The organism is Oerskovia rustica (genome assembly GCF_014836555.1).
GTDB lineage: Bacteria > Actinomycetota > Actinomycetes > Actinomycetales > Cellulomonadaceae > Oerskovia > Oerskovia rustica.
Map to the genome: position 1 here is coordinate 1 of NZ_JACSQQ010000051.1, position 22,788 is coordinate 22,788.

Below are 22,788 nucleotides of genomic sequence, written 5' to 3' on the forward strand. Positions count from 1 at the left end.
CGGGCGCGGCGGCCACGCCCCTGCCGACGTCCTGTGGTCCGTGATCGAGTCGATCGGCGGGCAGCGCGGCTGGTACTCGTGGTCGCTCGCGTGGCGGGTGCGCGGGCTCCTCGACCGGCTCTCGGGCGGGCCGGGCCTGCGGCGCGGACGCCGCGACGAGCGCACGCTCGTGGTCGACGACGTCCTGGACTTCTGGCGGGTCGAGGCCATCGAGCCCGGCCGGCGCCTGCTGCTGCGCGCCGAGATGCGGCTGCCGGGTCTCGCGTGGCTCGAGCTGCGCGTCGACGAGTCGGCCGAGGAGATCACGGGGCCCGACGACGCCGGTCCCGCTCCCGAGGAGGCGTCCGGGCCGGGACGGTCCTACTTCGCGCAGCGGGCGCTGTTCCACCCCCACGGGCTCGCCGGGCAGGCGTACTGGTGGTCGGTCGCGCCGTTCCACGGCGTCGTGTTCGGGGGCATGCAGAAGAACATCGCGGAGGCGGCGGAGCGAGCAGCGGTGGTAGCAGCGGCGGAGAGCAGGTAGGAGCGGGCCACCTGCCGCGGCCGCCCTACTCCTCGAGCGCGGTGAGCATCCGGTCGACGAGCGCGAACGCGGTCTCGCTGACGACCATGCCGGCGAGCGTGACGTCGGTGAGGTCGGCGTAGTCCTCGATGAGCTCGCGGATGTCCTCGTCGAGCACGCCGGGCCGGTGCACGGCGCCGCGGGCGGGCACGGCGCCCGAGACCAGGTCGAACGTGAGCGAGGCGATCGCGGCGAGCAGCGGCTCGTCGGCCGCGACGAGACGGGCGATGGCCGCACGCCCGGCGGCGGACGTCGCCTCTCCCGTGACTGCCTGGAACGCGAGCAGCGCGACCTGGAGCGTCCGGGGTCCGTGGAGGAAGGACTCGTCGAGGCCGGGCAGGACCTCCTGCGCGGCGAGCAGCACCTCGAGCTGGAGGTCGACCTGGTCGGCGGGCTCGCCGGGCAGGTGGGCGGCGCCCATGGTCAGCAGGAGGAGCGCGACCCCGCTGCGCACGTCCTCGGGCTGGCTGTCGTCCCGCACCACCGCCGCGAGGACGCGCAGCGCGGGCACCGACACACCGTAGAGGGCACCCTCGTGGTTCACGACCTGCCACAGCAGGTCGAGCGCCTCGTCCTGCTCGGCCCCCGCCGGCCCGACGACGGCGCGCACCAGAGCAGGGATCACGTCGGCCGCGCCGAACGCACCCTGGTAGGCGCCCCAGTCCACGGCGGCGAGCTCGAGCTCGACGTCGGAGAGGGGCGGCTCGGACCGGGGCAGAACGGGCAGAACGTCTTCGGGTCCGGCGTCGACGGCCACGTCGGCGCCCACAACCTCTACGGTGTCCACGCGCGCATCATGACATCTACCAGGGGTATCCGTCACGGTCGTGTTCGTCACCGGACCGCGGACGCATCCCCCGAGGGCGAGGACACCGGGAGACGTCGGCCGGGCCGGACGGTCTCAGCGCCCTCGGCGACGGAACTCGAGCGGCTCCTCGACGAACGGCTGCCAGGCCGCGCGCTCGGGCTCGGTGATGCGTCGCGGCGCGCCCGTCGCCGCGTCCACGACCACGATCGTCGTCGCCGCCTTGGCGTAGGGCCTGCTGCCGATCGAGGGCCCCGTGCGCTCGGCACCGTCGGGCCACTCGGTGTGCACCTCGTAGCAGACCTCGAGGCTCGCCCCACCCAGGTGCCCGAGCCACATCTCGACGCGCACCGGGCTCCGCGTGAACCCCAGGGGCCGCAGGTACTCGATCTCCTGCCGGGCGACCAGGGTGTGCGACGTCGCGTGCGGGCCCGTGTCGAGGACCGCCGTGGGCCAGCTCTCCTCGATCGAGGCCTCGGGGTGGCGCCAGAACGCGGTGATGCGGGCATCCTCCAGGAGCCGCAGCATCTCGACGTTGTTGACGTGCTGGTAGGCGTCGAGGTCGGACCAGCGCAGGGCGACGGGGACGTGCAGGCGGGTCATGGAAGTCCTTTCTTCGCGTGGGGCTCGCGCCTCTCGTCCGCCGGGGATCGGCGGGGAGGCACCCGGGTCACCTTACGCCCGCCTCAGGTCGCCGCGACCTGGGCGGCCACACGGCACGTGGTGAGCGCCGAGAGCTCCTCTGCGACGGGCAGCCAGACGAGACGCCCCGCGACCTTCCCGATGCTCTCCCGCAGCCTGCGGCGCGCACGGGCCGCGCGCCGTCGGGCACCGAGAGCCCCCGCGAGGCGCGCCGCGAGGGCCAGCACGACGCCGACCACCGCCCCGCCCACGACCAGGAGCGTCGGCCACGGGAATCCGCGCCACACCGGGGTCTCGGGGGCCGGGAGCTGGAGGTAGGCGAGCACCGCGAGCACGCCCAGCCAGACGACCCCCACGACCAGGGCACCCAGCACGACCCACTGGAGGAAGCTGACCACGCCCCACCAGCGCGGACGCCGCGCGGCCTCGAGCTCGGTGCCCGCGACCGCCTGGTCGAGCGCGTCGGCCAGGCCCCCGGTGCTGTCGGTCACGCTCGCCCGCGCGGCGAGCGCCCAGTCCTGCGGGGCACCGGCCGTCATGGTCGACACGTACTCGCGGACGGCGACGTGCGCGCGGGCCGCGACCGTGGGCGAGGCCCGGGGGACGGACGTCCGGGCGAGGTCGGGCCGGTCCGTGCCGCGCGTGAGCCCGAGGCGCCGCAGGGGGTCCACACGGAGCCGCCCGATCCAGCGCGTGGGCGGCCACCCGGTCGCAGCACGGGCGCGCCGGTTCGCCGAACCGCGGACGGCGTCGACCACGGTCGGCACCCCGGCCGCGGCCTCGAGGGCGTCGACGAGCCGCGACCGGGCCGCGTCCTGCGACCGCTCGGGCACCTTGTCCCCGCACGCGTCGGCGATCCGACGTGCGGCACCGCGCACGTCCGCGACCATGCGCGCGACCGCGGCCTCGCGCCGGGCGGCGGCCAGGTCCAGGAGCGCGTCGAGCTCGTCGATCCCCTGCCCCGTCGTCGCCGAGACGCCCAGCACGCGCGCCGTGACGAGACCGTCCTCGGCCACGAGACGGCGCAGGTCCGCGAGGCACGCGGTCGCCTCCTCGGGGGTGAGCCGGTCGATCTGGTTGAGCACGACCACGACGACGTCGCCGTGCCCCGCGAGCGGGCGCAGGTAGCGCTCGTGCAGCGCCGCGTCCGCGTACTTCTGCGGGTCGACGACCCACACCAGCAGGTCGACGCGCTCGACCAGGTGCTCGGCGACCGCGCGGTGGTCGGTCACGACCGAGTCGTGGTCCGGCAGGTCGAGCAGCACGAGCCCGTCGGTGGCCACGCCCGCGCGGTCGGCGGCGTGGTGTCGGTCCCCGACCTCGAGCCAGCTCAGCAACGGGTCGGCCCCCGGCCCCCAGACGACCGCCATCGGGCGAGCCGTCGTCGGGCGCGTGATGCCCGGCCGGGCGAGCGGGGCGCGCGCGATCGCGTTGAACAGCGAGGACTTGCCCGACCCGGTCGAGCCCGCGAGCGCGACGACCGTGTGCTCGGCCGACAGCGCGGTGCGCGTCGCGGTGTGCGCGAGGACGGCGCGCGCGTCGTCGAGCAGGTCGTCGGGCAGGCGGGCCGTGCCGGCCGAGACCGCGGTCTCGAGCGCGGCGACGCGCGCCGACAGGTCCAGGCGGGCCATCAGCGCTCGTCCCCGGTGGGCGCGGCCTCGCCCGGCTCGACCGGACGGGTGCCGAACAGCCGGCGCCAGAACCCGGGACGCTCGGTCACCGGGGCGGCCGCGTGGTCCGGTGGTGCCGACGCGGGGACGGCACGCGCCCCGCGCAGGGCACCCCCCTGCCCGACGGCGCCGCTCACCTCTCCCGTCACGCCCGCCCGGTCGCGCGTCCTCTGCTCGCGCCGCGCGGCCTGGCGCACGTCGTACGCCGCGGCCCGGAGCGGGGCGCCCGTCGCGTCCCCCGTGCCGAGCGCGTCGAGCTGCGACGTGTAGCGTCGGGCCTCGCCGTCGAGGACCGCCGCGACGCGGTCCGCGAGCCGGTCCTGCGCGGTGCGGGTCAGGCGGCGGACCGCGTCGTCGCCGAACACCGCCTCCAGGAGCTTCTGCGCGAGGACCGCGGTCCCGCCCGCGATCCCGATCTCCGCCCCGGTGATGCCGCCCGTCGAGGCGAACACGAGGATCATGAGCGCCACGCCCAGGCCGTTGAGCCCGAACGACAGCGCACGCGCCGTGCCGCGCCTGCCCGCGGCCTGCTCACCGACGAGCGCGAGGACGTCCGACTGCCAGCCCCGGATCTCCTCCGCGACCCGGGTCCGCAGCGAGGCCGAGGCGCGGGACAGGTCGAGCCCGTCGAGCAGCGCGGCGCCGGCCGGGTCGGCACGCCACGCACGGTAGGTGCGCTCGGCGGCCTCCTCCGCGGCGTCGAGCACCACGGACTCCAGGCCGTGCGAGATCGCCTCCTCGACGCCCGGGACCTGGCGCCCCTTGCCGCGGAAGAAGCCGCCGATCGCGTCGCGGACGGAGCCGACCTTCTGCTCGACCGCCCGGAAGAACTCGCCCGTACCCACGAAGTCCTGCCAGCGTGCGAGGACCTCACCACGCAGCATCGCGCCGTCGCTCGTCGCGGCGAGCACCGTGCGCCGCGCGTCGTCGTACGCCGCGTCGACCGAGGACCGCAGGTGGTCGTCGGCCTCGTGCTGAACGTCGACCGCACCGGCGAGCCGCAGCGCGCGCCGCACCAGGTCGTCGACCACGCCGTCCCGCGTCGCGTCGATCACTGCCGAGCGTGCACCCGCGTCGCCACCGAGCGCAGTCAGCCAGCGCGAGATCTCCCCGACCGCGGTCTCGGGCAGCAGGCCGTCCACGAGCGACGCCTCGGGCACGACGAAGATCGGCGCGTCGCCCAGGCCGTTCTCCGAGGCCAGCCGCTGGAGGTCCGCGCCGACGGCCTCCGCCCCGGGATCCACGCGGTCCAGGACGAGCGCCACCTGCGCGCGCCGGGTCGCGGCCTCGTGGAGCAGGTCCCAGGGCACCGCGTCGGCGTAGCGGGCAGCCGTGGTCACGAAGAGCCACAGGTCCGCGGCCCCCAGGAGCTGCGCGGCGAGCTCGCGGTTCTCGACCACGACCGAGTCGACGTCCGGGGCGTCGAGGAGCGCCAGGCCCGGCGGCAGGACCTCGGACGCGACCAGCCGGACCGACCGCTGCGCCCCCTCGGCGGAACCGTGGTCCGCGGGTCCCGTGACGCGCGCGAGCCCCGGCAGGATGCGGTCGGTGCTGAACCAGCGGGCGTCGAGCGGGTGGTGGACCAGCACGGGCGAGCGGGTCGTGGGCCGCAGGACCCCCGGCACGGTGGCCCTCTCCCCCAGGACCGAGTTCACGAGCGTCGACTTGCCCGCCCCCGTCGAGCCACCGACCACCACGAGCAGCGGCGCGGACCGCGACCGCAGGCGCGGGAGCAGGTAGTCGTCGAGCTGGTCGACCGCGAGCGCGAGCGTCCGACGGTCCTCCTTGACGCCGGGCGTCACGAGGGGAAGACGCTGCGCCGTGAGCTCGCCCCGTAGGACGTCGAGCGCCGCGACGAGCTCGTCGGTGCCCTGTACCGACCGCGCGGGCGCGTGCCCCGCGCCGGGGTCCTCGTCCGCGACGTGACGACCGTGACCGGCCTCGTCGAGGCCCTGGCCGGGGGTGCCGATGGCGCGGGAGCGGTCGTCGCCTGCGTCGGTGGGACCGCCGTCGGGAGCACCGCCGACGGGCGGGACGGCGTCGTCGCTCGGGTGGGTCATGCGCCTCAGTCTGCCGGACGCAGCGCCCGCGCGACCGGTGAGCGCGCCGGGACGACGAAGGGCCCCGGCGGATCGCCGGGGCCCTTCGGTCGCGGTGCCGCCCGTCAAGGGCCGAGCACCGGTCGTGCGCTGGTCAGTCGCGCGTCAGCTTGCGGTACGTGACGCGGTGCGGGCGCGCCGCGTCGGCGCCGAGGCGGCCGATCTTGTTCTCCTCGTACGAGGCGAAGTTGCCCTCGAACCAGTACCAGTTCGCCGGGTCCTCCTCGGTGCCCTCGTACGCGAGGATGTGCGTCGCGACGCGGTCGAGGAACCACCGGTCGTGCGAGACCACGACGGCGCAGCCCGGGAACTCGAGCAGGGCGTTCTCGAGCGAGCCCAGGGTCTCGACGTCGAGGTCGTTGGTGGGCTCGTCGAGCAGCAGGAGGTTTCCACCCTGCTTGAGGGTCAGCGCGAGGTTCAGACGGTTGCGCTCACCACCCGAGAGCACGCCGGCCGGCTTCTGCTGGTCCGGGCCCTTGAAGCCGAACGCCGCGACGTACGCACGGGAGGGCATCTCGACGTTGCCGACCTTGATGAAGTCCAGACCGTCCGAGACGACCTCGAACAGCGTCTTCTTGGGGTCGATCCCGCCGCGCGACTGGTCGACGTAGGAGATCGACACGGTCTCGCCGACCTTCAGGTCGCCGCCGTCGAGGGGCTCGAGGCCCACGATCGTCTTGAAGAGCGTCGTCTTGCCGACACCGTTCGGGCCGATCACGCCGACGATGCCGTTGCGGGGCAGCGTGAAGCTCAGCCCGTCGATGAGCTGGCGACCGTCGAAGCCCTTCTGCAGGTTCTGGGCCTCCAGCACGACCGAGCCCAGACGCGGGCCCGGCGGGATCTGGATCTCCTCGAAGTCCAGCTTCCTGGTGCGGTCCGCCTCGGCAGCCATCTCCTCGTAGCGCGCCAGACGCGCCTTCGACTTGGTCTGGCGGCCCTTCGCGTTGGAGCGGACCCACTCGAGCTCGTCCTTCAGACGCTTCGCGAGCTTCTGGTCCTTCTTGCCCTGGATCGCCAGGCGCTCCTGCTTCTTCTCCAGGTACGTGGAGTAGTTGCCCTCGTAGGGGTACAGGCGACCGCGGTCGACCTCGCAGATCCACTCCGCGACGTGGTCGAGGAAGTAGCGGTCGTGGGTCACGGCGAGGATCGCGCCGGGGTACGACGCGAGGTGCTGCTCGAGCCACAGGACGGACTCGGCGTCCAGGTGGTTGGTGGGCTCGTCGAGGAGCAGGAGGTCGGGCTTCTCGAGGAGGAGCTTGCAGAGCGCGACACGACGGCGCTCACCACCCGAGAGCACCGACACGTCGGCGTCCGGCGGCGGGCAGCGCAGCGCGTCCATGGCCTGCTCGAGCTGGGAGTCGAGGTCCCACGCGTCGGCCGCGTCGATGGCCTCCTGCAGGGTGCCCATCTCGGCGAGCAGGGCGTCGAAGTCCGCGTCCGGCTCGGCCATGAGCGCCGAGATCTCGTTGAAGCGGTCGAGCTTGCCCTTGATCTCGGCCACGCCCTCCTCGACGTTGCCGAGGACCGTCTTCTCCTCGTTCAGCGGCGGCTCCTGGAGCAGGATGCCGACCGAGTAGCCCGGCGAGAGCCGGGCATCACCGTTCGAGGGCTGCTCGAGGCCGGCCATGATCTTCAGGATCGTGGACTTGCCGGCACCGTTGGGGCCGACCACACCGATCTTGGCCCCGGGAAGGAAGTTCAGGGTGACGTCGTCGAGGATGACCTTGTCACCGTGCGCCTTGCGCGCCTTGTACATGGAGTAGATGAACTCAGCCACTGGCTCTGTTCCACCGTTCGATCGCTCGCGGGATGCTGTGCGCCCGCCCCGGACCCGGGGTGCCCCAGGTGGGGCGGGCGTCTTCGACCCCCCAGCCTACGCGGTCGGGCCTCAGCGCGTCGCCAGGAGCTCGCCGGTCGGCACGGCCTCGTGGGTGTCGCCGGCCTCGGCCTTCTCGTCGGTGAGGCCCGCGTCGTCGGCGCCCGGTCCCCGCTCCGCCAGTGCGTCGTCCACCAGGCCGTGCTCGGCGTCGTCGTCCTCGGGGAACGGCTCCCCCAGCCGTCCCAGGTCCCACGCGCCGGCGTCGCCCGGTCCCTCGCTCAGGACGCCCGTCCGCTCGCCGGACCCCTGGGTCCCCGAGCCCGGGACCGCACCGGGCGAGGCGGGCACCGGGGCGTCCGCGGCGCCGTCGGGCTGGGCGGTGCGGTGCACCGTGTGCTGGAACTGCGCGCGACCGCGCGTCAGGTCCGGGCCGAGCGCGCTCGCCTCGATCACGAGGTTGGTGCGCGGGCCCTCGGGGCTGGTCCACTCGTCGACCGCGAGGCGGCCCGTGACCACGACCGCGTCGCCCTTGCGCAGCGACGCCGCGACGTTCTGCGCCATGGCACGCCACGCCTTCACGGTGAACCAGATGGTGCGCCCGTCGACCCACTCGCCGCGCGAGCGGTCGAGGTAGCGCGTGGTGCTCGCGATGCGGAAGCTCGTGAAGTCGTTGCCGGTCGGGGACGTGAAGAGCTTGGGGGTCGTGCCCATGAAGCCTGCCAGCGTCACCGTGACGTCGTTGCCCATCGTTCCTCCTGGGTGCGGGGCCGGCCTGGTGCCGACCGCGCACTCAGGCTGACGGTTCGCGCGTCGCGGCGTCCTGGGTCGAGGGCGTGTCTGTGGACAGCTCGCTCAGGTCCTTGGCTGTGGGCAACGTCAGAGGCCCGGTGAGCGGTGACGCCTTGCCCATGTCACGCGCCGACTGCGCCAGCTCGCGCACCCGCCGGTGCTCGTCGAGGAGCTTCTGCGTCGGCCTGCCCATGGTCTCCTGGACCACCCGCTCGACGGCTCCGCGACCCGAGGCCAGGACCGTCGCCTCCCGGCGGCGCGCCAGCGTGCGACGGATCTGGATCCCTGCGAGGAAGAAGCCCAGGGCGACCAGGACCGCGGCCCCGGCAACGATCGCGAACGTCGCGACGATCGCCTTGTCCAGGTCCAGCACACCCAGCGAGCTGAGGATCGCGAGCGCCCCCGTGACCACCGCGACGCCGATCGCCGCAAGAGCCGTGGTGCGGGTCGCGCGTGCCGAGGACGGCCCGCGGGTGTCGAGCGAGACCTTCGACAGCGCGCGCTGCGTGTCCTCGACCAGCCGGTCCGCGGGAGCGACCGCCTCGTCGAGCGCGTGCTTCCAGCCCGGGCGCAACGCCTTGCCGGCCCGCGCGAGCCACCGGCTCCGGGACAGCGCGACGGCGTCGACCTGCGGCGGGGCGAACTCGGGGCGACCGTACCCGTTGCGCACCGCCGCCGCGACCTGCCCCGCGACGGCCGAGAGCCCCGTGGCCTCACCGATCGCCGCGACCTCCTCGTCGACCGCGGTGCTCATGGTCCACGGCACCTCACCGGGCGTCTCCTCGAGCAGGAGCGCACCTGCGCGGTCGAGCTCGCCCGCGACGCGGCTCGCGGCCACGCTCCGGCGGGCCACGGCCTGCTCCAGGAGCTCGCGCACCTGCCCGAGGCCCTCGCCCGTTCGCGCCGAGACCATCGTCACGAACACGCCGGAGAGCCCGTCCTCCTCCAGGAGACGGCCCATGTCCGCGACGAGGTTGCCGCGCTGCGTCGTGGGGACCGTGTCGATCTGGTTGAGCGCGACGACCATCGACGCCTCGAGGCCGACCGACTTCTGCAGGTAGCCCGAGTGCAGCGCGTCGTCCGCGTACTTCTGCGGGTCCACGACCCACACGAGCAGGTCGACGAGCGGCAGGACGCGGTTGACGACCTCCTGGTGCGCGGGCTCGATCGAGTCGTGGTCCGGCAGGTCCAGCAGCACCAGGCCCTCCAGCCCCTGCTCGGCGTCGCCGTCGAGCTCGCTGCCGCGCGTGATCCGGCGCTCCGGGTCGACCTCCAACCAGTCCAGCAGCGCGGTCGCCTGGTCGCTCCACGAGCACGCCGTGATGCGGGCCGTCGTGGGGCGCTTGGCGCCCACGTCCGCGAAGTTGAGCCGCGAGATCCGGTTGAAGAGGCTCGACTTGCCCGAGCCCGTACCGCCCGCGAGCGCCACGACCGTGTGGTCCACGCCGAGCGCCAGACGCTCCCGCACGCCGCCGATCGCCGTGCGGACTCGGGCCGCGACCTCCGGGTCGAGGCGGTCGCCCGCGAGGTCCAGGGCCTTGGCGAGGTCGTCGGTCCGGGACCGGAGCTGGGTGTCGTGGGACGTCATGAGAGCCTCCTGAGCTCGGCGAGGCGCAGGCGCAGCCCGACGGCGGCATCCGGTGCGAGGGCGGGGATGTCGAGGCGGTCGTGCAGGTCGACGGACTCGCGGGACACCATGGCGGCGGCGCGGTCCGCGAGGTCCGAGGTCAAGGTCGCGACCGACGCGTCCCCGGCGTCGCCGAGGAGGCTGTGCACGAGGCGAGCGGCGTCGTCGGACCCTGCGGCGGCCGTGAGGAGCAGCGCCGCCAGACCCGTGGGGCCGAACGCCTTGACCGCGGCCTCGGCCCGGCGCGTCTCGGCCGTCTCCTGCGGCGCGATGCCGGGCTCGTCGACGCCCCGCAGGGCCTCGACGGCGCGGTCCGCGACGGCGACCCACTCGTGGACCTGCGTCGCCGCGGCCTTCTCGCGTGCCGCCTCACGGACCGGGTCACCGTGCTCGGGGGCGAACGCCGGGCCGCCTGGAGGGGCCGACGGGCCGGAGAGCGCAGCGCGCAGGGCGTCGTCGGCGGCGGCCCCCGCCGCGACCAGCGTGCGGGTCGCGGCGGCGCGCACCTCCTCCAGCAGAGGTTCGAGCGCGACCTCGCGCGAGCGCCCCCTGCGCTTGGTCGAGCGCGCCAACCCGTGCCGGACCTTGATGCGGTCGATCTTCTCGGCGCCCGCGAGCTGGGCCCAGCGCGAGGCGACCGATCCCCCGGCCACCACGCCCGAGGCGACGGTCCGACGGGCGGAGGCCTCGGCGTCGGGCAGCGCGCGGTCGATCGTCTCGCGCACGACCTCCGCGGCCTCGACCTGCTCCTGCACCGCGTCCGCGATACCCGTTACCCACGCGGGCAGCGCTGCGAGCGAGCCCTTGAGCGTGCGCACGATCACGGCGCGCGAGCGGTCCGGCCCCGCGAGCATCGTCAGCCAGCGCGCGATGGGTGCGACCGTCGCACGGTCGAGCATGCCCTCGTGCGGGCCGACGTCGGGGATCACGAACAGCGGGACCCCCTCCATGCCGTGCTCGCGCAGGCGCGCCAGGAGGTCGCCACGGATCGTCGTGAGGTTGTGCTGCGGGACCCGGTTGAGGACCATCGCGACGCTTGCGCCACGCTCCATGGCCTGCCCCAGCGCGACCCAGGGCAGGGCGTCCCCGTAGCGTGCGGCCGTGGTCACGAAGAGCCACAGGTCCGCGGCCTCGAGCAGCTGGGCCGCGGTCGACCGGTTCTCCGCGAGGAGCGAGTCCAGGTCCGGGGCGTCGAGCAGCGCGGTGCCGCGCGGCACGCCGTCGTGCTCGACCACGCGCGACATGGCCGTCGTGGGGCTGTGGACCAGGACGTCGACGTCGAGCGGGTTGTAGGCGAAGACGGGCTCACGGGTCGTCGGGCGCAGGACGCCCGCCGTCGAGACCTCCTCGCCCAGCAGCGAGTTGTACAGGGTCGACTTGCCCGCGCCCGTCGACCCGGCGATCACGACGACCGCGGGCGAGGACAGCTCCTTGAGCCGGGGCAGCAGGTGCTCGTCGAGCTGGTTCAGCAGGCGCTTGCGGGCCTCCTCGGCGTCCCCGGCCCCGTCGAGGTCCAGCGGCAGGCGGGCGTCGGCGACGTCACGGCGCAGGTCCCGGCCCACGTCGTAGACGGTGGTCCCGATCTCCTCGGGGGCGTTGCCAGGCGTGTTGCCGGGCGTCCTGCCCGAGGCGGAAAAAGCCCGCGGGGCACGGTCGGCAGCATGTCGGGTCGTCACCCGTTCATCTTCTGTGGTTACCGAGGCGATGCCAAACGCGCGCGCCGATGATCGGGTGACGGACTGCGGCGGGGGCGGGTGAGTTGGCCGACCCGGGGCGTGAGGGCTGGACCGAGGTGGCGTGCGACACGTCGCGGTGCCGCCAGAGCGAGCCTGCCCGACGGCGGCGCTCGCCCCGTGCGACACGTCCGCCTCGCGCGCGTGCGCGCAGGTCACGGCCGGATCCCACTACGATGGTCCCCGCGCCCCGATAGCTCAATGGATAGAGCAACGGCCTTCTAATCCGTAGGTTGCAGGTTCGAGTCCTGCTCGGGGCACCCCTACGCCTGACGCCCGACCTCACGTCCCGCGCCCTCACCGCGTCTTCAGGACGAACCGGTCCACCCGTCGCGGAGGTACTCCCATGCTGGACGTCCAGGACGCCGTCCACGTCACGATCGACCCGTCGATCCTCTACTTCGGGACCCCGGTCGTCCTCGTCAGCACCGTCGGTGCCGACGGACGGCCCAACCTCGCTCCGTTGTCGTCGATCTTCTGGTTGGGCCACACCGCGGTGATCGGTGTGGGGGCCAGGTCGCAGACCGCGATCAATCTGCGGGAGACGGGCGAGGTCGTCCTCAACCTGCCGTCGGTCGAGCAGGTCTCGGCGGTCGACCGGATCGCCCTCACGACGGGTCGTGACCCGGTCTCGGCGCGCAAGTCGTCCGTGGGGTACCGGTACGAGCCGGACAAGTTCGGGCGCGCGGGCCTCACCCCGGTCGGGTCGGACACGGTGTCGGCGCCGAGGGCGGGCGAGTGCCCCGTGCACCTCGAGGGTCGTGTGGTCGACGTCCACGCCCTGCGCGGCGACGACCCGGTCGCGGCGGGGAGCATCCTCGCGGTCGAGATCGCGGTCACGCGGGTGCACGTGCACGAGTCGATCCGTCTAGCAGGTTCGGCCCACCGGATCGACCCCGACCGGTGGCGCCCGCTCATCATGAGCTTCCAGCAGTTCTACGGGCTGGGCGACCGCGTGCTGCCGTCCCGGCTCTCGACGATCGACGAGGAGTGGTACCGCTGATCGGCGACGGCTGGGCCGTCCTGCTCTTCTTCCCCGTCGTGGTCGATCAGCCCCGGGGGGCGGGGGTTACCCGCCACAGCGGGCAGTCAGCAGATGGGCCGCTCCCACGGAAGGTGTCCCGCCCCGGGAGGCGAGCGAACGCCGTCGGGCAGCCTGCGGACCGGGTGAAGATGACCGGCGCCGCCGCCGCGGACATCGACCCTGATCGGGGCCCCCGTGCCGAGAATCCGCACATGGGGAGTTCTCTCCTCCCCCGGGGCGTGAAAGAGTAAAGAACCGGCCACCCGTCGCGGATATACTCCCCGGACCGGCCGGTCGACCGGCTTGCCCGGTTCGCCGGGTTCCAGGGGTGGGTCTCGCACCGACCCCGGTCAGTCACGAGCGAAGGATCACGATGACCGAGGCAGCACCGCTCCAGCCCCCCGCCGCGACCGAGCACCTCGTGCTCTCCGCGCCCGAGCCCGTGAAGCCCGTCGCGACCACGCAGGCCCCCGCGATGGCCCCGCGCGTCGACGAGGCCGCGATCCCCGGCCTGGACCAGAAGGTCACGTCCTACCTCGATGCCCTCATGGCCTCCGACGCCCGCTCGCCCGAGTTCGCGGCCAAGGCCAACGACGTGCGCACCATGGGCGACCAGGACATCCGCACCGCGGCCGACTCGTCGAACCGTCTCCTCGCCACGCCCGTGCGCGCGCTCAAGGAGGGCGGGCTGTCCGAGGGCTCCAAGGTGGGCAGCACGCTCCTGGAGCTGCGCCGCACGGTCGAGAACCTCGACCCGTCCGAGGCGAGCGTGGGTCGCAAGCTCCTGGGCATCATCCCCTTCGGCGACAAGCTGACCGACTACTTCCGTCGCTACGAGAGCGCGCAGGGCCACCTCAACGCGATCATCCGCGCGCTCTACGACGGCCAGGACGAGCTCCGCAAGGACAACGCCGCGCTCAACCTCGAGAAGCAGCACCTGTGGGACACCATGGCGCGCCTCAACCAGTACATCTACGTGGCCGAGCGTCTCGACGCGCAGCTCTCCGCGAAGACCGCCGAGCTCGACGCGACGGACCCGGAGAAGGCCAAGGCGCTGCGCGAGGACGTCCTGTTCTACGTGCGCCAGAAGCACCAGGACCTCCTGACGCAGCTCGCGGTGTCCATCCAGGGCTACCTCGCGATCGACATCGTCATCAAGAACAACGTCGAGCTCATCAAGGGCGTCGACCGTGCGACCACCACGACCGTCTCCGCGCTGCGCACGGCCGTCATCGTGGCGCAGGCGCTCGCGAACCAGAAGCTCGTCCTCGACCAGATCACCGCGCTCAACACGACGACGTCGAACATGATCGCCTCGACGTCCAAGATGCTCGCGGACCAGTCGGCGACCATCCAGTCGCAGGCGGCGAGCGCGACCGTCGGCCTCCCCCAGCTCCAGGCCGCGTTCCAGAACATCTACGCGACCATGGACTCGATCTCGACGTTCAAGGTCCAGGCGCTGGACTCGATGGCGCAGACCATCGGCGTCCTGGAGACCGAGACGACCAAGGCGCGCGAGTACCTGGACCGGGTGGCCCAGGGCGACCAGTCGGGTGCGGCCTCGGGCTCGCTCGACCTCGGGAAGGTCTGACCCGGACACATGGGCTGGTTCCAGAACCTGTTCGGCGGGGGGGGCCGGCGCCCGCCGGAGGTCCCCGTGCTGCCGCCGGCACCGACGAGCGCGGACATCCTGGCCTCGGTCGACGCCGTGCAGGCGCAGATCGAGGGCCGGGTCCCGCCCGCTGTCACGGCGCGCGTGAACCGCATCGCGAAGACGGTCGACGACATGGCCCCGCGCCTCGACCGCCTCGGCGGCGGCAGCGCGCAGGCGCACACGGTCGTCGCGACGGCCACGAGCTACCTGCCGGAGGCCGTCGGAGGCTACCTGCGCCTGCCGCGCGACTTCGCGGACACGCGCGCGGTCAACCGCGGCAAGACGTCGCTCATGATCCTGTGCGACCAGCTCGACCTGCTGGGCGTGACGCTCGACAAGATCTCGGACGCGGTCTCGCGTGCGGACGCCGCGGCGCTCGTGGCGCACGGTCAGTTCCTCGCGGAGAAGTTCCAGTCGTCCTCGATCGCGCTCGCGCCCGACGCGGGGGTGGGCACGGCCCAGCCGCAGGCGCCGGGCACCCCGGGCGGGTTGGAACGGCCGTGAGCGCCGCGCGCCAGGGGGCGCTCGCACGGAGCATCGAGGCGCTCGTGGCGGTGGGTCGCGGCGCGGGCCTCGTGCCCGACGACGTCGCGCACGAGGGCGAGCAGCTCGCCGCCGCGGTGGCCGAGTCGTCCACGGGCGCAGCCCCCGCGTGGCTCGAGGCCGTGGGCCGCGACCCGGGCGACTACACGGCGTTCTTCGAGTCGGCGCAACGTGGCCGGCGGTGGCGCTCGGCCCCGACCGACCAGCTCACGGCTCTCGTCGTCGCGGGCTCGGAGCACGCGGCCGCGTACGCGGAGGCGCTCGCGTCCGTGATCGCCGCGGCCGGCGCCCTGGGTTCCCCCGGGCTCGCGGCCTCCGCCGGCGCCGCGTCCACGACGGCGGTCCAGCGGGCCGCGGCCCAGCCGCACACCGCCGCACCGCGACCTCAGCAGGCGCCGAGCAACCCGCGTTCCCCCGTGCCCGCGTTCGACCCGACGCTCCCGAGCGCCACGAGCCCGTTCGACCTCGGCTCGCTCGTCGGTGCGGGCGGGCTCCGTCCCCCGGCACAGGACGTCGTCCCGACCGTGGACGCGATCCTCGACGCGCTGGGCGCCCGGACCCCCGGCCACCCGGTTGGTGGGCCGGCCTCCGGGACGCACGCGACGCCGTCGGGCAGCGTGGACGGCGCGACCACCGGCGGCGCGCAGACCGCGACGACCGGGGACGCCGCCGCAAAGGCGGAGGACGAGGCCGAGCCGCCGCGCCCGCTCGAGGAGCTCCTCGCGGAGCTCGACGCGCTCATCGGGCTCGACCGGGTCAAGCACGAGATCCGCCAGCAGACCGAGCTCCTGCGCGTCGAGAAGCTGCGCACGGCCGCGGGCCTGACCACGCCCACGCTCACGCGCCACCTCGTGTTCCTCGGCAACCCGGGCACAGGCAAGACGACCGTCGGGCGCCTCGTCGCAGGCATCTACCGCGCGCTCGGGCTGCTCAGCACGGGGCACCTGGTCGAGGTGGACCGCTCCGAGCTCGTCGCCGGATATCTGGGGCAGACGGCCGTCAAGACGTCCGAGGTCGTGGCGACCGCGATCGGCGGCGTGCTGTTCATCGACGAGGCGTACGGCCTCGCGGAGGACCAGTACGGCGCCGAGGCCATCAACACCCTCGTCAAGGACATGGAGGACCACCGCGACGACCTCGTGGTGATCGTCGCCGGGTACCCCGGCCCCATGGCCGGGTTCATCGCGACCAACCCCGGGCTCGAGTCACGCTTCTCCACGACCATCACGTTCGACGACTACACGGACGCCGAGCTGCGCGGCATCTTCGAGCGCATGGCCACGTCGGCCGACTTCGAAGCGCTGCCCGAGACCCTCGACCGGTTCGAGGAGATGGTCTCGCTCGTGCCGCGCACCGAGGGGTTCGGCAACGGCCGCCACGCGCGCAACGTCCTGGACGCGGCCATCGCACGCCATGCGTGGCGCCTCAAGGACACCCCGGAGCCCACGCTCGACGAGCTCCGCCGGATCCTGCCCGAGGACCTGCTGCCCCAGGACGGGACCGCCGCCGAGGGCTCGGCCGGCGTCCTGACCGACGCGGCCGAGCCGCCCGCGCCGGGCAGGCCCGACGAGCCCGACGAGCCCGACGGCCTCCCCGAAGACCTCTCCGAGAACCCGACCGTCTCCCCTCAGGAGGAGCCTGCATGAGCCAGACCCTGACGCCGCCGCCCGGGTCCGCCCCGGCGACCGGTCGGGCCGTCCAGCCCTCCTACCCCGGGCAGCCGTCCGCGCAGCCGGGCGCGCCCGCCGCCACGCAGGCCGAGGAGCGCGCCGCGCGCCGCGCGGGCGTGCGCAGCGCGCTGCGGCGCTCGCCGGGCAAGCTGCGGATCGCGCTCGCGCTGTGCGTGCTCGCGGCGATCGTCTTCGGCGCGCTCGGCTTCCAGGCCGCGCGCGTCCAGGGGATCGCGCTCGACGACGCCCGCGCGGACACGAGCCAGCTCCTGGGCGTCCAGGACGTGCGCAACAACCTGGTCGTCGCGGACGCCGCGGCGACCAACGCGTTCCTGGTCGGGGGCCTGGAGCCCGTGGACCAGCGCGAGCGCTACGACGACGCGATCGCGAACGCCTCGATCCGCATCGCCGAGCTCGCGGGGTCCAACAGCGCGGACGCGACCGAGCTCGGCCGGGTCGCCTCGCAGGTCGCGGTCTACACGGGCCTGATCGAGCAGGCGCGCGCCAACAACCGCCAGGGCTTCCCGGTGGGGTCGGCCTACCTCGACCAGGCCTCGACGCTGCTGCGCGACGAGATCCTGCCGACGCTGACCACGCTCGTGGACGACAACGCAGACCGCGTGGCGTCCGACCTGTCGATGGTGCGCAACGCGCTGTGGATCCTCGCGGCGGGCGTGCTGTGCCTGGCGCTGCTGGTCGCGACGCAGGTGTGGCTGGCCAAGCGCACGCATCGGGTGCTCAACGTGGGCCTGCTCGCGGCGAGCGCGGTCGTGCTGGTCGTGGGGGTCGTGGGCGCAGTCCTGCTGAGCCAGACCAACGGCGCGGCCGCGGCGGTCCGCGACGGCCCGTACGCGGCGACGCTCGCGGCCTCGACCGCGTACTCCGAGGCCAACGACGCCAAGGCCATGGAGAGCTTCACGCTCATCAAGCGCGGCTCGGGCCAGGCGTACGAGGAGTCGTTCGTCGAGCTCACGGCCGACGCGACGCAGCGCCTCGACGAGGCGGGCGCGGCCGGGGTCCTCGACGGGACCGCGGCCGGGTACCTGGCCGACTGGGTCACGCAGCACCAGGCGATCCGTGCGCTCGACGACGCGGGCGACTGGGACGGGGCGGTCGCGCTCGCGACGAGCTCGGCCGAGGGCAGCCCGAACGCCGCGTTCGCAGCCTTCTCCCAGTCCGTCACGAACGACATCACCGACAACATCCGGGCCACGCAGGCCGACCTCGCCTCGGCGGGCACGAAGTCCGCCCTCGCGGGCTGGCTGCTGCTGGCCGCGGGTCTCGTCGCGGCGGTCCTCGCCTGGCGCGGCCTGAACGTCCGACTGGAGGAGTACCGGTGATCACCACGACCTTCCGCAAGAGCGGGCGCCTGGGCGCCCTGGTGGCGCTGGGAGTCTCGGGCGCCCTGGTCCTGGCCGGTTGCGCCACGCCCGACGCCGGGTCGTCCGCGGGTGCGCCCGTGGCCTAGGTCGTCGGGACGGCCGGCAGCACCGCGGCCGGGAGCGGCCCGGCGGGCGCCGCGGTCTCCGCGGCCGCGGCGTGCGAGAACCCAGTCGCGTCCTACGCACCCGACGGACCGCTGCCCGGACCGGGGGCCCTCCCGGCGGGCAGCACCATGGCGGCGATCCGCGACCGCGGCTCGCTCGTCGTGGGCGTCTCGGCCGACACCCTCCAGCTCGGTGCCCGCAACCCCCTGACGGGGCAGATCGAGGGCTTCGACATCGACGTCCTCCACCAGGTGTCGACCGCGATCTTCGGCGACCCGGACCGGCTGCAGTTCCGCGTCATCACGTCGGGGCAGCGCCTCGAGGCCCTGGAGACGGGCGAGGTGGACATCGTGGCGCGCGCGTTCACGATCAACTGCGAGCGCTGGGAGACCATCGCGTTCTCCTCGGAGTACTACCACGCGGGCCAGAAGGTCCTCGTGACGCGTGACTCCGAGGCGCAGGGCATCGCGGACCTCGCGGGCCAGCGGGTCTGCGCCCCGGACGGCACCACGACGCTCGAACGTCTCCAGGAGTACCCCGACATCGAGGCCGTGCCCGCGACGACCCACACGGGCTGCCTCGCGCTCTTCCAGCAGGGCAAGGTCGACGCGATCACGGGCGACGACACGATCCTCGCGGGCTTCGCCGCGCAGGACCCGTACGCCAAGGTCGTCGGGCAGGCGATCTCCGACGAGCCGTACGGCCTGGGCATCCCGGCCGCGAACGTCGACATGGTCAAGTTCGTCAACGGCGTCCTGGAGCAGATGCGCACCGACGGCACCTGGACGGCGCTGTACGACGAGTGGCTCGGCGTCCTCGGTCCGGCTCCGGCCCCGCCGGTCGCCGTGTACGGCCGCACGCCGTGACGCCAGGCTCCTCGTCCTCCCCTGTTGCTGCCGGGCCGCCCGTGGCCCCGCGCACGCAGCAGGCCCCGACCGCGCCCGGACGCCTGGGCGAGGCGAGCCCCGCCGCCGAGCTCTTCACGTACCTCGCGGCGCTCGAGGAGTGGCTGCGGGCACGCCGCACCGAGCTCGACCGCCTCGACGCCGCAGCCCAGGCCGCGGCGTCCCCCGAGACGTACACCGCGGACCTGCTGCTCGCCATGACCCTGTGGCAGGCGGCCCGCACGCGCGCCGACGAGATGGCCGTGGTCTGGGACTCGGGGCGTGCGGACACGGTCGCGCGCGAGAAGATCTCACAGCTGATCTGGGGTCGGCTCAGCTCGCCCGACGGCTCGTCGCTCGTGTCGCTGGTCGAGGCGACGCGGCTGTGCGACGCGATCGTGGCCGCACTGCGCACGCGCCTGTCGTTCGACCCGAACGCCGCCGACGAGGTCGCCCGGTTCCGTGGGCTGCGCGCCGAGCTGGCCCGGTGCGACGAGCTCGCCGGCTCCGACACCTCGGCCCGTGGCCGGGTGGAGAAGCTCCGTGAGCGCTGGACGCGCCTGCGGGACAAGGCGTCGCACGGCGCCGACGTGACCGGCCCCCTGACCGAGCTCGAGGCCGAGGTCGCGCGCACCGAGCGCGACCTCATCGTGGGCGCGTCCGAGCGTCGCGAGCTGGCCCGCGACCGCAAGCAGGCCGTCGAGCGCTACGCGGCGCTGGAGGCGCGCGAGCCCTCGCTGCGCGAGCTCGCGGCCCGTGCCCGCCGAGAGATCGCGGCTCCCCCGCGCCTCGCGGTGCCCGACGTGTCACGCCTCGGCGAGGTCCCGCACGACCGTTCGGGGCTCGACGGCTTCCTCACCCGGCTCGCGACCGTCGCCCGCGCGTTCGACACGGTCGAGTCCGCGTACACCGCGCCGCTGCGCGAACGGGCCGAGCTGCGCTACCGGCTCGACGCCTACCGCGTGAAGGCCGACGCCAACGGCCGCAGCTCCTCCCCCACGGTCCGCTCCGGGCTGGCCGAGGCCCGCGCGGCGGGCGAGGCCGTGCCCTGCGACGTGGTGCTCCTGCGCTTCCTCGTCGAGCAGTACCAGTTCCTGTCCCGTGACCTGCCCGCACACCTCTCGTCGCCCGGACCGTCGCCCGCACCGGGCCAGGAAGGATCGTCCCGATGACCACGACCGCTCAGGAGCCCTGCTCCCAGCCGGGCTGCCCCGGCTTCATCGAGGACGGCTACTGCAACGTCTGCGGCTCGCCCGCCGCGCCCTCGGGCGCGGCCGGTGCTCCCGGCCCGGCAGGGTCGTCGACGACCGCGACCGCTGCCGCCGCGTCGCCGTCGGCCATGCTCGGCACGGGCATCGCGCAGGCCGCGCCGAACTACGCGGCCGGCCCCGGCCCCGAGGGCGAGGCCGTCTCGACCCGCACCGGGCGCACGAGCTCGACCCAGCTCGCGAGCGCCGCGCTCGGCTCGGCCCGCTCGGCCGTCACGGGCACCAAGTCGACACGGCGCGTGGGGACGTCCTCGACACGTCTGCGCGGCCACCGCCTGGGCGCGGGCCTGACGACCGTGCCCAGCGCGCCGGTCCGCGACCCGCTCCAGGCCATCATGGCCGTGCCCGAGCTCGCGGAGTCCAAGCGCTTCTGCCCCACGTGCGGCGCCAAGGTCGGCCGGTCGCGCGACGGCGTCCCGGGCCGCACCTCGGGCTTCTGCCCGCAGTGCCGCACCGCGTTCTCGTTCGACCCGCAGCTCTCGCCAGGCGACGTCGTGGGCGGCCAGTACGAGGTCGTGGGCTGCCTCGCGCACGGCGGCCTCGGCTGGATCTACCTGGCCCGCGACCAGAACGTGTCGGGCCGGTGGGTCGTGCTCAAGGGTCTGCTCAACTCGGGCGACCCCGACGCGTTCGCGGCCGCGATCTCCGAGCGCCAGTTCCTGGCCGAGGTCGAGCACCCGCTGATCGTCGAGATCTACAACTTCGTGATGCACGACGGCGCGGGCTACACCGTCATGGAGTACGTGGGCGGCAAGTCGCTCAAGGAGATCCTCAAGGACCGCCGCGACGACAACGGCGGCGTGGTGAACCCGCTGCCCGTGGACCAGGCGCTCGCGTTCGTCCTGGAGATCCTCCCGGCGTTCGCGTACCTGCACGACCTGGGCCTGATCTTCTGCGACTTCAAGCCCGACAACATGATCCAGCAGGGCGACGGCGTCAAGCTCATCGACCTGGGCGGCGTGCGGCGCCTGGACGACCTGACCTCCGCCATCTTCGGCACGGTCGGCTACCAGGCTCCCGAGGTCGCGGAGATCGGGACGTCCGTCGCGTCCGACATCTACACGATCGGGCGCACGCTCGCCACGCTCGTGCTGGACTTCCGCGGGAACCAGACGACGTACGTCGCCTCCCTGCCGCCGGTCGCCGAGACCCCGGTCTTCCAGCAGTACGACTCGTTCTACCGCCTGCTCGCCAAGGCGTGCGCGCTCGACCCGTCGGACCGCTTCGCGACGGTCGACGAGATGCGCGCGCAGCTCATCGGCGTGCTGCGCGAGGTCGTCGCGACCGACCGCGGCCCGGGCAGCGGCGCGCTGCACTCGGCGGCCTCCGTCCTGTTCGAGGCGCCCGTGTCCGACGACGCCGACCACCCGCTGACGTGGGACGCCCTGCCGACGCTCAAGATCGACGAGTCCGACCCCATGGCGAGCTGGCTCGCGGGCGTCAACATCGCCGACCCCGCGGCTCGCATGGCCGCCCTCGCTGCGGCCCCCGAGTCGACGGTCGAGGTGCGGCTCGCGTACGCCAAGGCCGCGATCGAGCACCGCCGGTTCGCCGAGGTCGACAAGACGATCGTCGAGATCCTCGCCGACGACCCGTGGGAGTGGCGTGCGGCCTGGATCGGCGGGCTCGCCGAGCTCGCGCGTGGCGAGGCCGCGGACGCCCGCGCCTCGTTCAACGCGGTCTACGGCCAGGTCCCCGGCGAGCTCGCGCCCAAGCTCGCGCTCGCGGTCGCGTGCGAGGTCAGCGGGGAACCGGACATCGCGGAGTCGCTGTACGTGATCTGCGCCCGGTCGGACGCCAACTACACCGCTCCCGCGGCGTTCGGGCTCGCCCGCATCCGGCAGGCGCGGGGCGACCTCGACGGGGCCCTGCACGCGCTGGACCTCGTGACCCCGACCCGCAGCTCCTACACCGACGCGCGCATGCGCCGCGCCCGGCTCCTCGCCGGCTCCGACCGCGGGCTCACGGCCCTGGCCGAGGCGCTCGCGAGCGTCGAGTCGGTCGCGATCCCCCAGCGCGACCGCGTGGCCCTCTCGATCGACGTCCTGCGCTCCGCGCTCGAGGAGGTCACGGTCAAGAAGCAGGTCGGCACGGCGCGCCTCGGCGGGGTCGAGCCCAAGGAGCCACCGCTGCGCGACGCCCTCGAGGGGGCCTACCGCGAGATGGCGACGCTCACCGAGGACCGGGTCGCGAAGATCGACCTCGTCGACCAGGCGAACGCCGTGCGTCGCTGGACGACGACGTGAGCGCGCAGGAGAGCTCGCCCGGCCTGCTCGCGCCGTGCGCCACGTGCGGTGAGGTGCCCGCACCCGGGGCGAGGTTCTGCGAGAACTGCGGCTCCGACGTCGGGCCTGCGGTGGCCGCCGGGGACGGGCCGCCCATCCTGGCGCGCCCGCCCGTTCCCGCGCTCCCCGCGCTCAGGCTCCCCGAGCCGCCCGCGGACCTCAAGCCGACCGACCCCGAGTCCGGGTCGGTCCCGCCGCCCCCCCCCCCCCCCCCCCCCCCCCCCCCC

18 protein-coding genes and 1 tRNA gene are annotated in these 22,788 nt (G+C 74.1%); 11 read left to right on the plus strand and 8 right to left on the minus strand.

Features of this window, described 5'->3' with window-relative positions; genetic code table 11:
- On the plus strand, positions 1 to 523 hold a 523-nt coding region (locus H9652_RS18460; protein ID WP_191798145.1), incomplete at its 5' end, for a DUF2867 domain-containing protein.
- A 25-nt stretch (positions 524 to 548) separates the two neighbouring features.
- On the opposite strand, the gene H9652_RS18465 is transcribed toward H9652_RS18460, so the two are convergent.
- From H9652_RS18465 to H9652_RS18500, 8 genes are all read right to left on the minus strand, one after another.
- Positions 549 to 1,349 carry a hypothetical protein gene (locus tag H9652_RS18465; RefSeq protein ID WP_191798147.1) on the minus strand — a complete coding sequence of 267 codons (801 nt, stop codon included), beginning with the start codon at positions 1,347 to 1,349 and terminating at the stop codon, positions 549 to 551.
- A 114-nt stretch (positions 1,350 to 1,463) separates the two neighbouring features.
- Positions 1,464 to 1,970, minus strand: a complete 507-nt coding sequence (locus tag H9652_RS18470; protein ID WP_138824940.1) for an acyl-CoA thioesterase — start codon at positions 1,968 to 1,970, stop codon at positions 1,464 to 1,466.
- An 83-nt stretch (positions 1,971 to 2,053) separates the two neighbouring features.
- A complete protein-coding gene (locus H9652_RS18475; protein ID WP_191798150.1) occupies positions 2,054 to 3,640 on the minus strand; it encodes a GTPase family protein in 1,587 nt (528 codons plus the stop codon).
- The gene (locus H9652_RS18480; RefSeq protein ID WP_191798152.1) at positions 3,640 to 5,739 is read right to left on the minus strand and encodes a dynamin family protein; all 2,100 of its coding nucleotides are present in this window, start codon (positions 5,737 to 5,739) and stop codon (positions 3,640 to 3,642) included. The genes H9652_RS18475 and H9652_RS18480 overlap by 1 nt, the downstream gene beginning before the upstream one ends.
- A gap of 133 nt (positions 5,740 to 5,872) precedes the next feature.
- Positions 5,873 to 7,555, minus strand: coding sequence for an energy-dependent translational throttle protein EttA (gene ettA / locus H9652_RS18485; protein ID WP_191798154.1), 1,683 nt, complete (start codon positions 7,553 to 7,555; stop codon positions 5,873 to 5,875).
- A 111-nt stretch (positions 7,556 to 7,666) separates the two neighbouring features.
- The gene (locus H9652_RS18490; protein WP_191798156.1) at positions 7,667 to 8,344 is read right to left on the minus strand and encodes a single-stranded DNA-binding protein; all 678 of its coding nucleotides are present in this window, start codon (positions 8,342 to 8,344) and stop codon (positions 7,667 to 7,669) included.
- Between the two features lie 43 nt (positions 8,345 to 8,387).
- Positions 8,388 to 9,974: a GTPase gene (locus tag H9652_RS18495; RefSeq protein ID WP_191798158.1), complete on the minus strand. Its 1,587-nt coding sequence runs from the start codon at positions 9,972 to 9,974 to the stop codon at positions 8,388 to 8,390.
- Positions 9,971 to 11,689 carry a GTPase gene (locus tag H9652_RS18500; RefSeq protein WP_191798160.1) on the minus strand — a complete coding sequence of 573 codons (1,719 nt, stop codon included), beginning with the start codon at positions 11,687 to 11,689 and terminating at the stop codon, positions 9,971 to 9,973. Before H9652_RS18500 ends, H9652_RS18495 begins: the two co-directional genes overlap by 4 nt.
- A 244-nt stretch (positions 11,690 to 11,933) precedes the next feature.
- Between H9652_RS18500 and H9652_RS18505 the strand changes: the two genes are divergently transcribed.
- The 10 genes from H9652_RS18505 to H9652_RS18545 all read left to right on the plus strand — a co-directional run bounded on the left by H9652_RS18505 (position 11,934) and on the right by H9652_RS18545 (position 22,522).
- Positions 11,934 to 12,006: transfer RNA gene (locus tag H9652_RS18505), tRNA-Arg, on the plus strand.
- Between the two features lie 86 nt (positions 12,007 to 12,092).
- On the plus strand, positions 12,093 to 12,749 hold the full coding sequence (locus H9652_RS18510; RefSeq protein WP_191798162.1) for a flavin reductase family protein: 657 nt from the start codon (positions 12,093 to 12,095) through the stop codon (positions 12,747 to 12,749).
- A gap of 394 nt (positions 12,750 to 13,143) precedes the next feature.
- Entirely contained in the window at positions 13,144 to 14,361 is a 1,218-nt protein-coding gene (locus H9652_RS18515; protein WP_030150916.1) for a toxic anion resistance protein, read from the plus strand.
- 9 nt (positions 14,362 to 14,370) lie between these two features.
- Entirely contained in the window at positions 14,371 to 14,928 is a 558-nt protein-coding gene (locus tag H9652_RS18520) for a hypothetical protein (protein WP_225228463.1), read from the plus strand.
- Positions 14,925 to 16,613, plus strand: a complete 1,689-nt coding sequence (locus H9652_RS18525; protein WP_191798164.1) for an AAA family ATPase — start codon at positions 14,925 to 14,927, stop codon at positions 16,611 to 16,613. The genes H9652_RS18520 and H9652_RS18525 overlap by 4 nt, the downstream gene beginning before the upstream one ends.
- Positions 16,610 to 17,977, plus strand: a complete 1,368-nt coding sequence (locus tag H9652_RS18530; protein ID WP_191798166.1) for a hypothetical protein — start codon at positions 16,610 to 16,612, stop codon at positions 17,975 to 17,977. Before H9652_RS18525 ends, H9652_RS18530 begins: the two co-directional genes overlap by 4 nt.
- The gene (locus H9652_RS20140) at positions 17,974 to 18,105 is read left to right on the plus strand and encodes a hypothetical protein (RefSeq protein ID WP_263599048.1); all 132 of its coding nucleotides are present in this window, start codon (positions 17,974 to 17,976) and stop codon (positions 18,103 to 18,105) included. Before H9652_RS18530 ends, H9652_RS20140 begins: the two co-directional genes overlap by 4 nt.
- 147 nt (positions 18,106 to 18,252) lie before the next feature.
- Complete coding sequence (locus H9652_RS18535) at positions 18,253 to 18,990, plus strand: glutamate ABC transporter substrate-binding protein (RefSeq protein WP_225228464.1); 738 nt, start codon at positions 18,253 to 18,255, stop codon at positions 18,988 to 18,990.
- Entirely contained in the window at positions 18,987 to 20,180 is a 1,194-nt protein-coding gene (locus tag H9652_RS18540) for a hypothetical protein (protein WP_318244270.1), read from the plus strand. Before H9652_RS18535 ends, H9652_RS18540 begins: the two co-directional genes overlap by 4 nt.
- Positions 20,177 to 22,522: a serine/threonine-protein kinase gene (locus tag H9652_RS18545; RefSeq protein WP_191798169.1), complete on the plus strand. Its 2,346-nt coding sequence runs from the start codon at positions 20,177 to 20,179 to the stop codon at positions 22,520 to 22,522. The genes H9652_RS18540 and H9652_RS18545 overlap by 4 nt, the downstream gene beginning before the upstream one ends.
- Positions 22,523 to 22,788 lie beyond the last annotated feature (266 nt).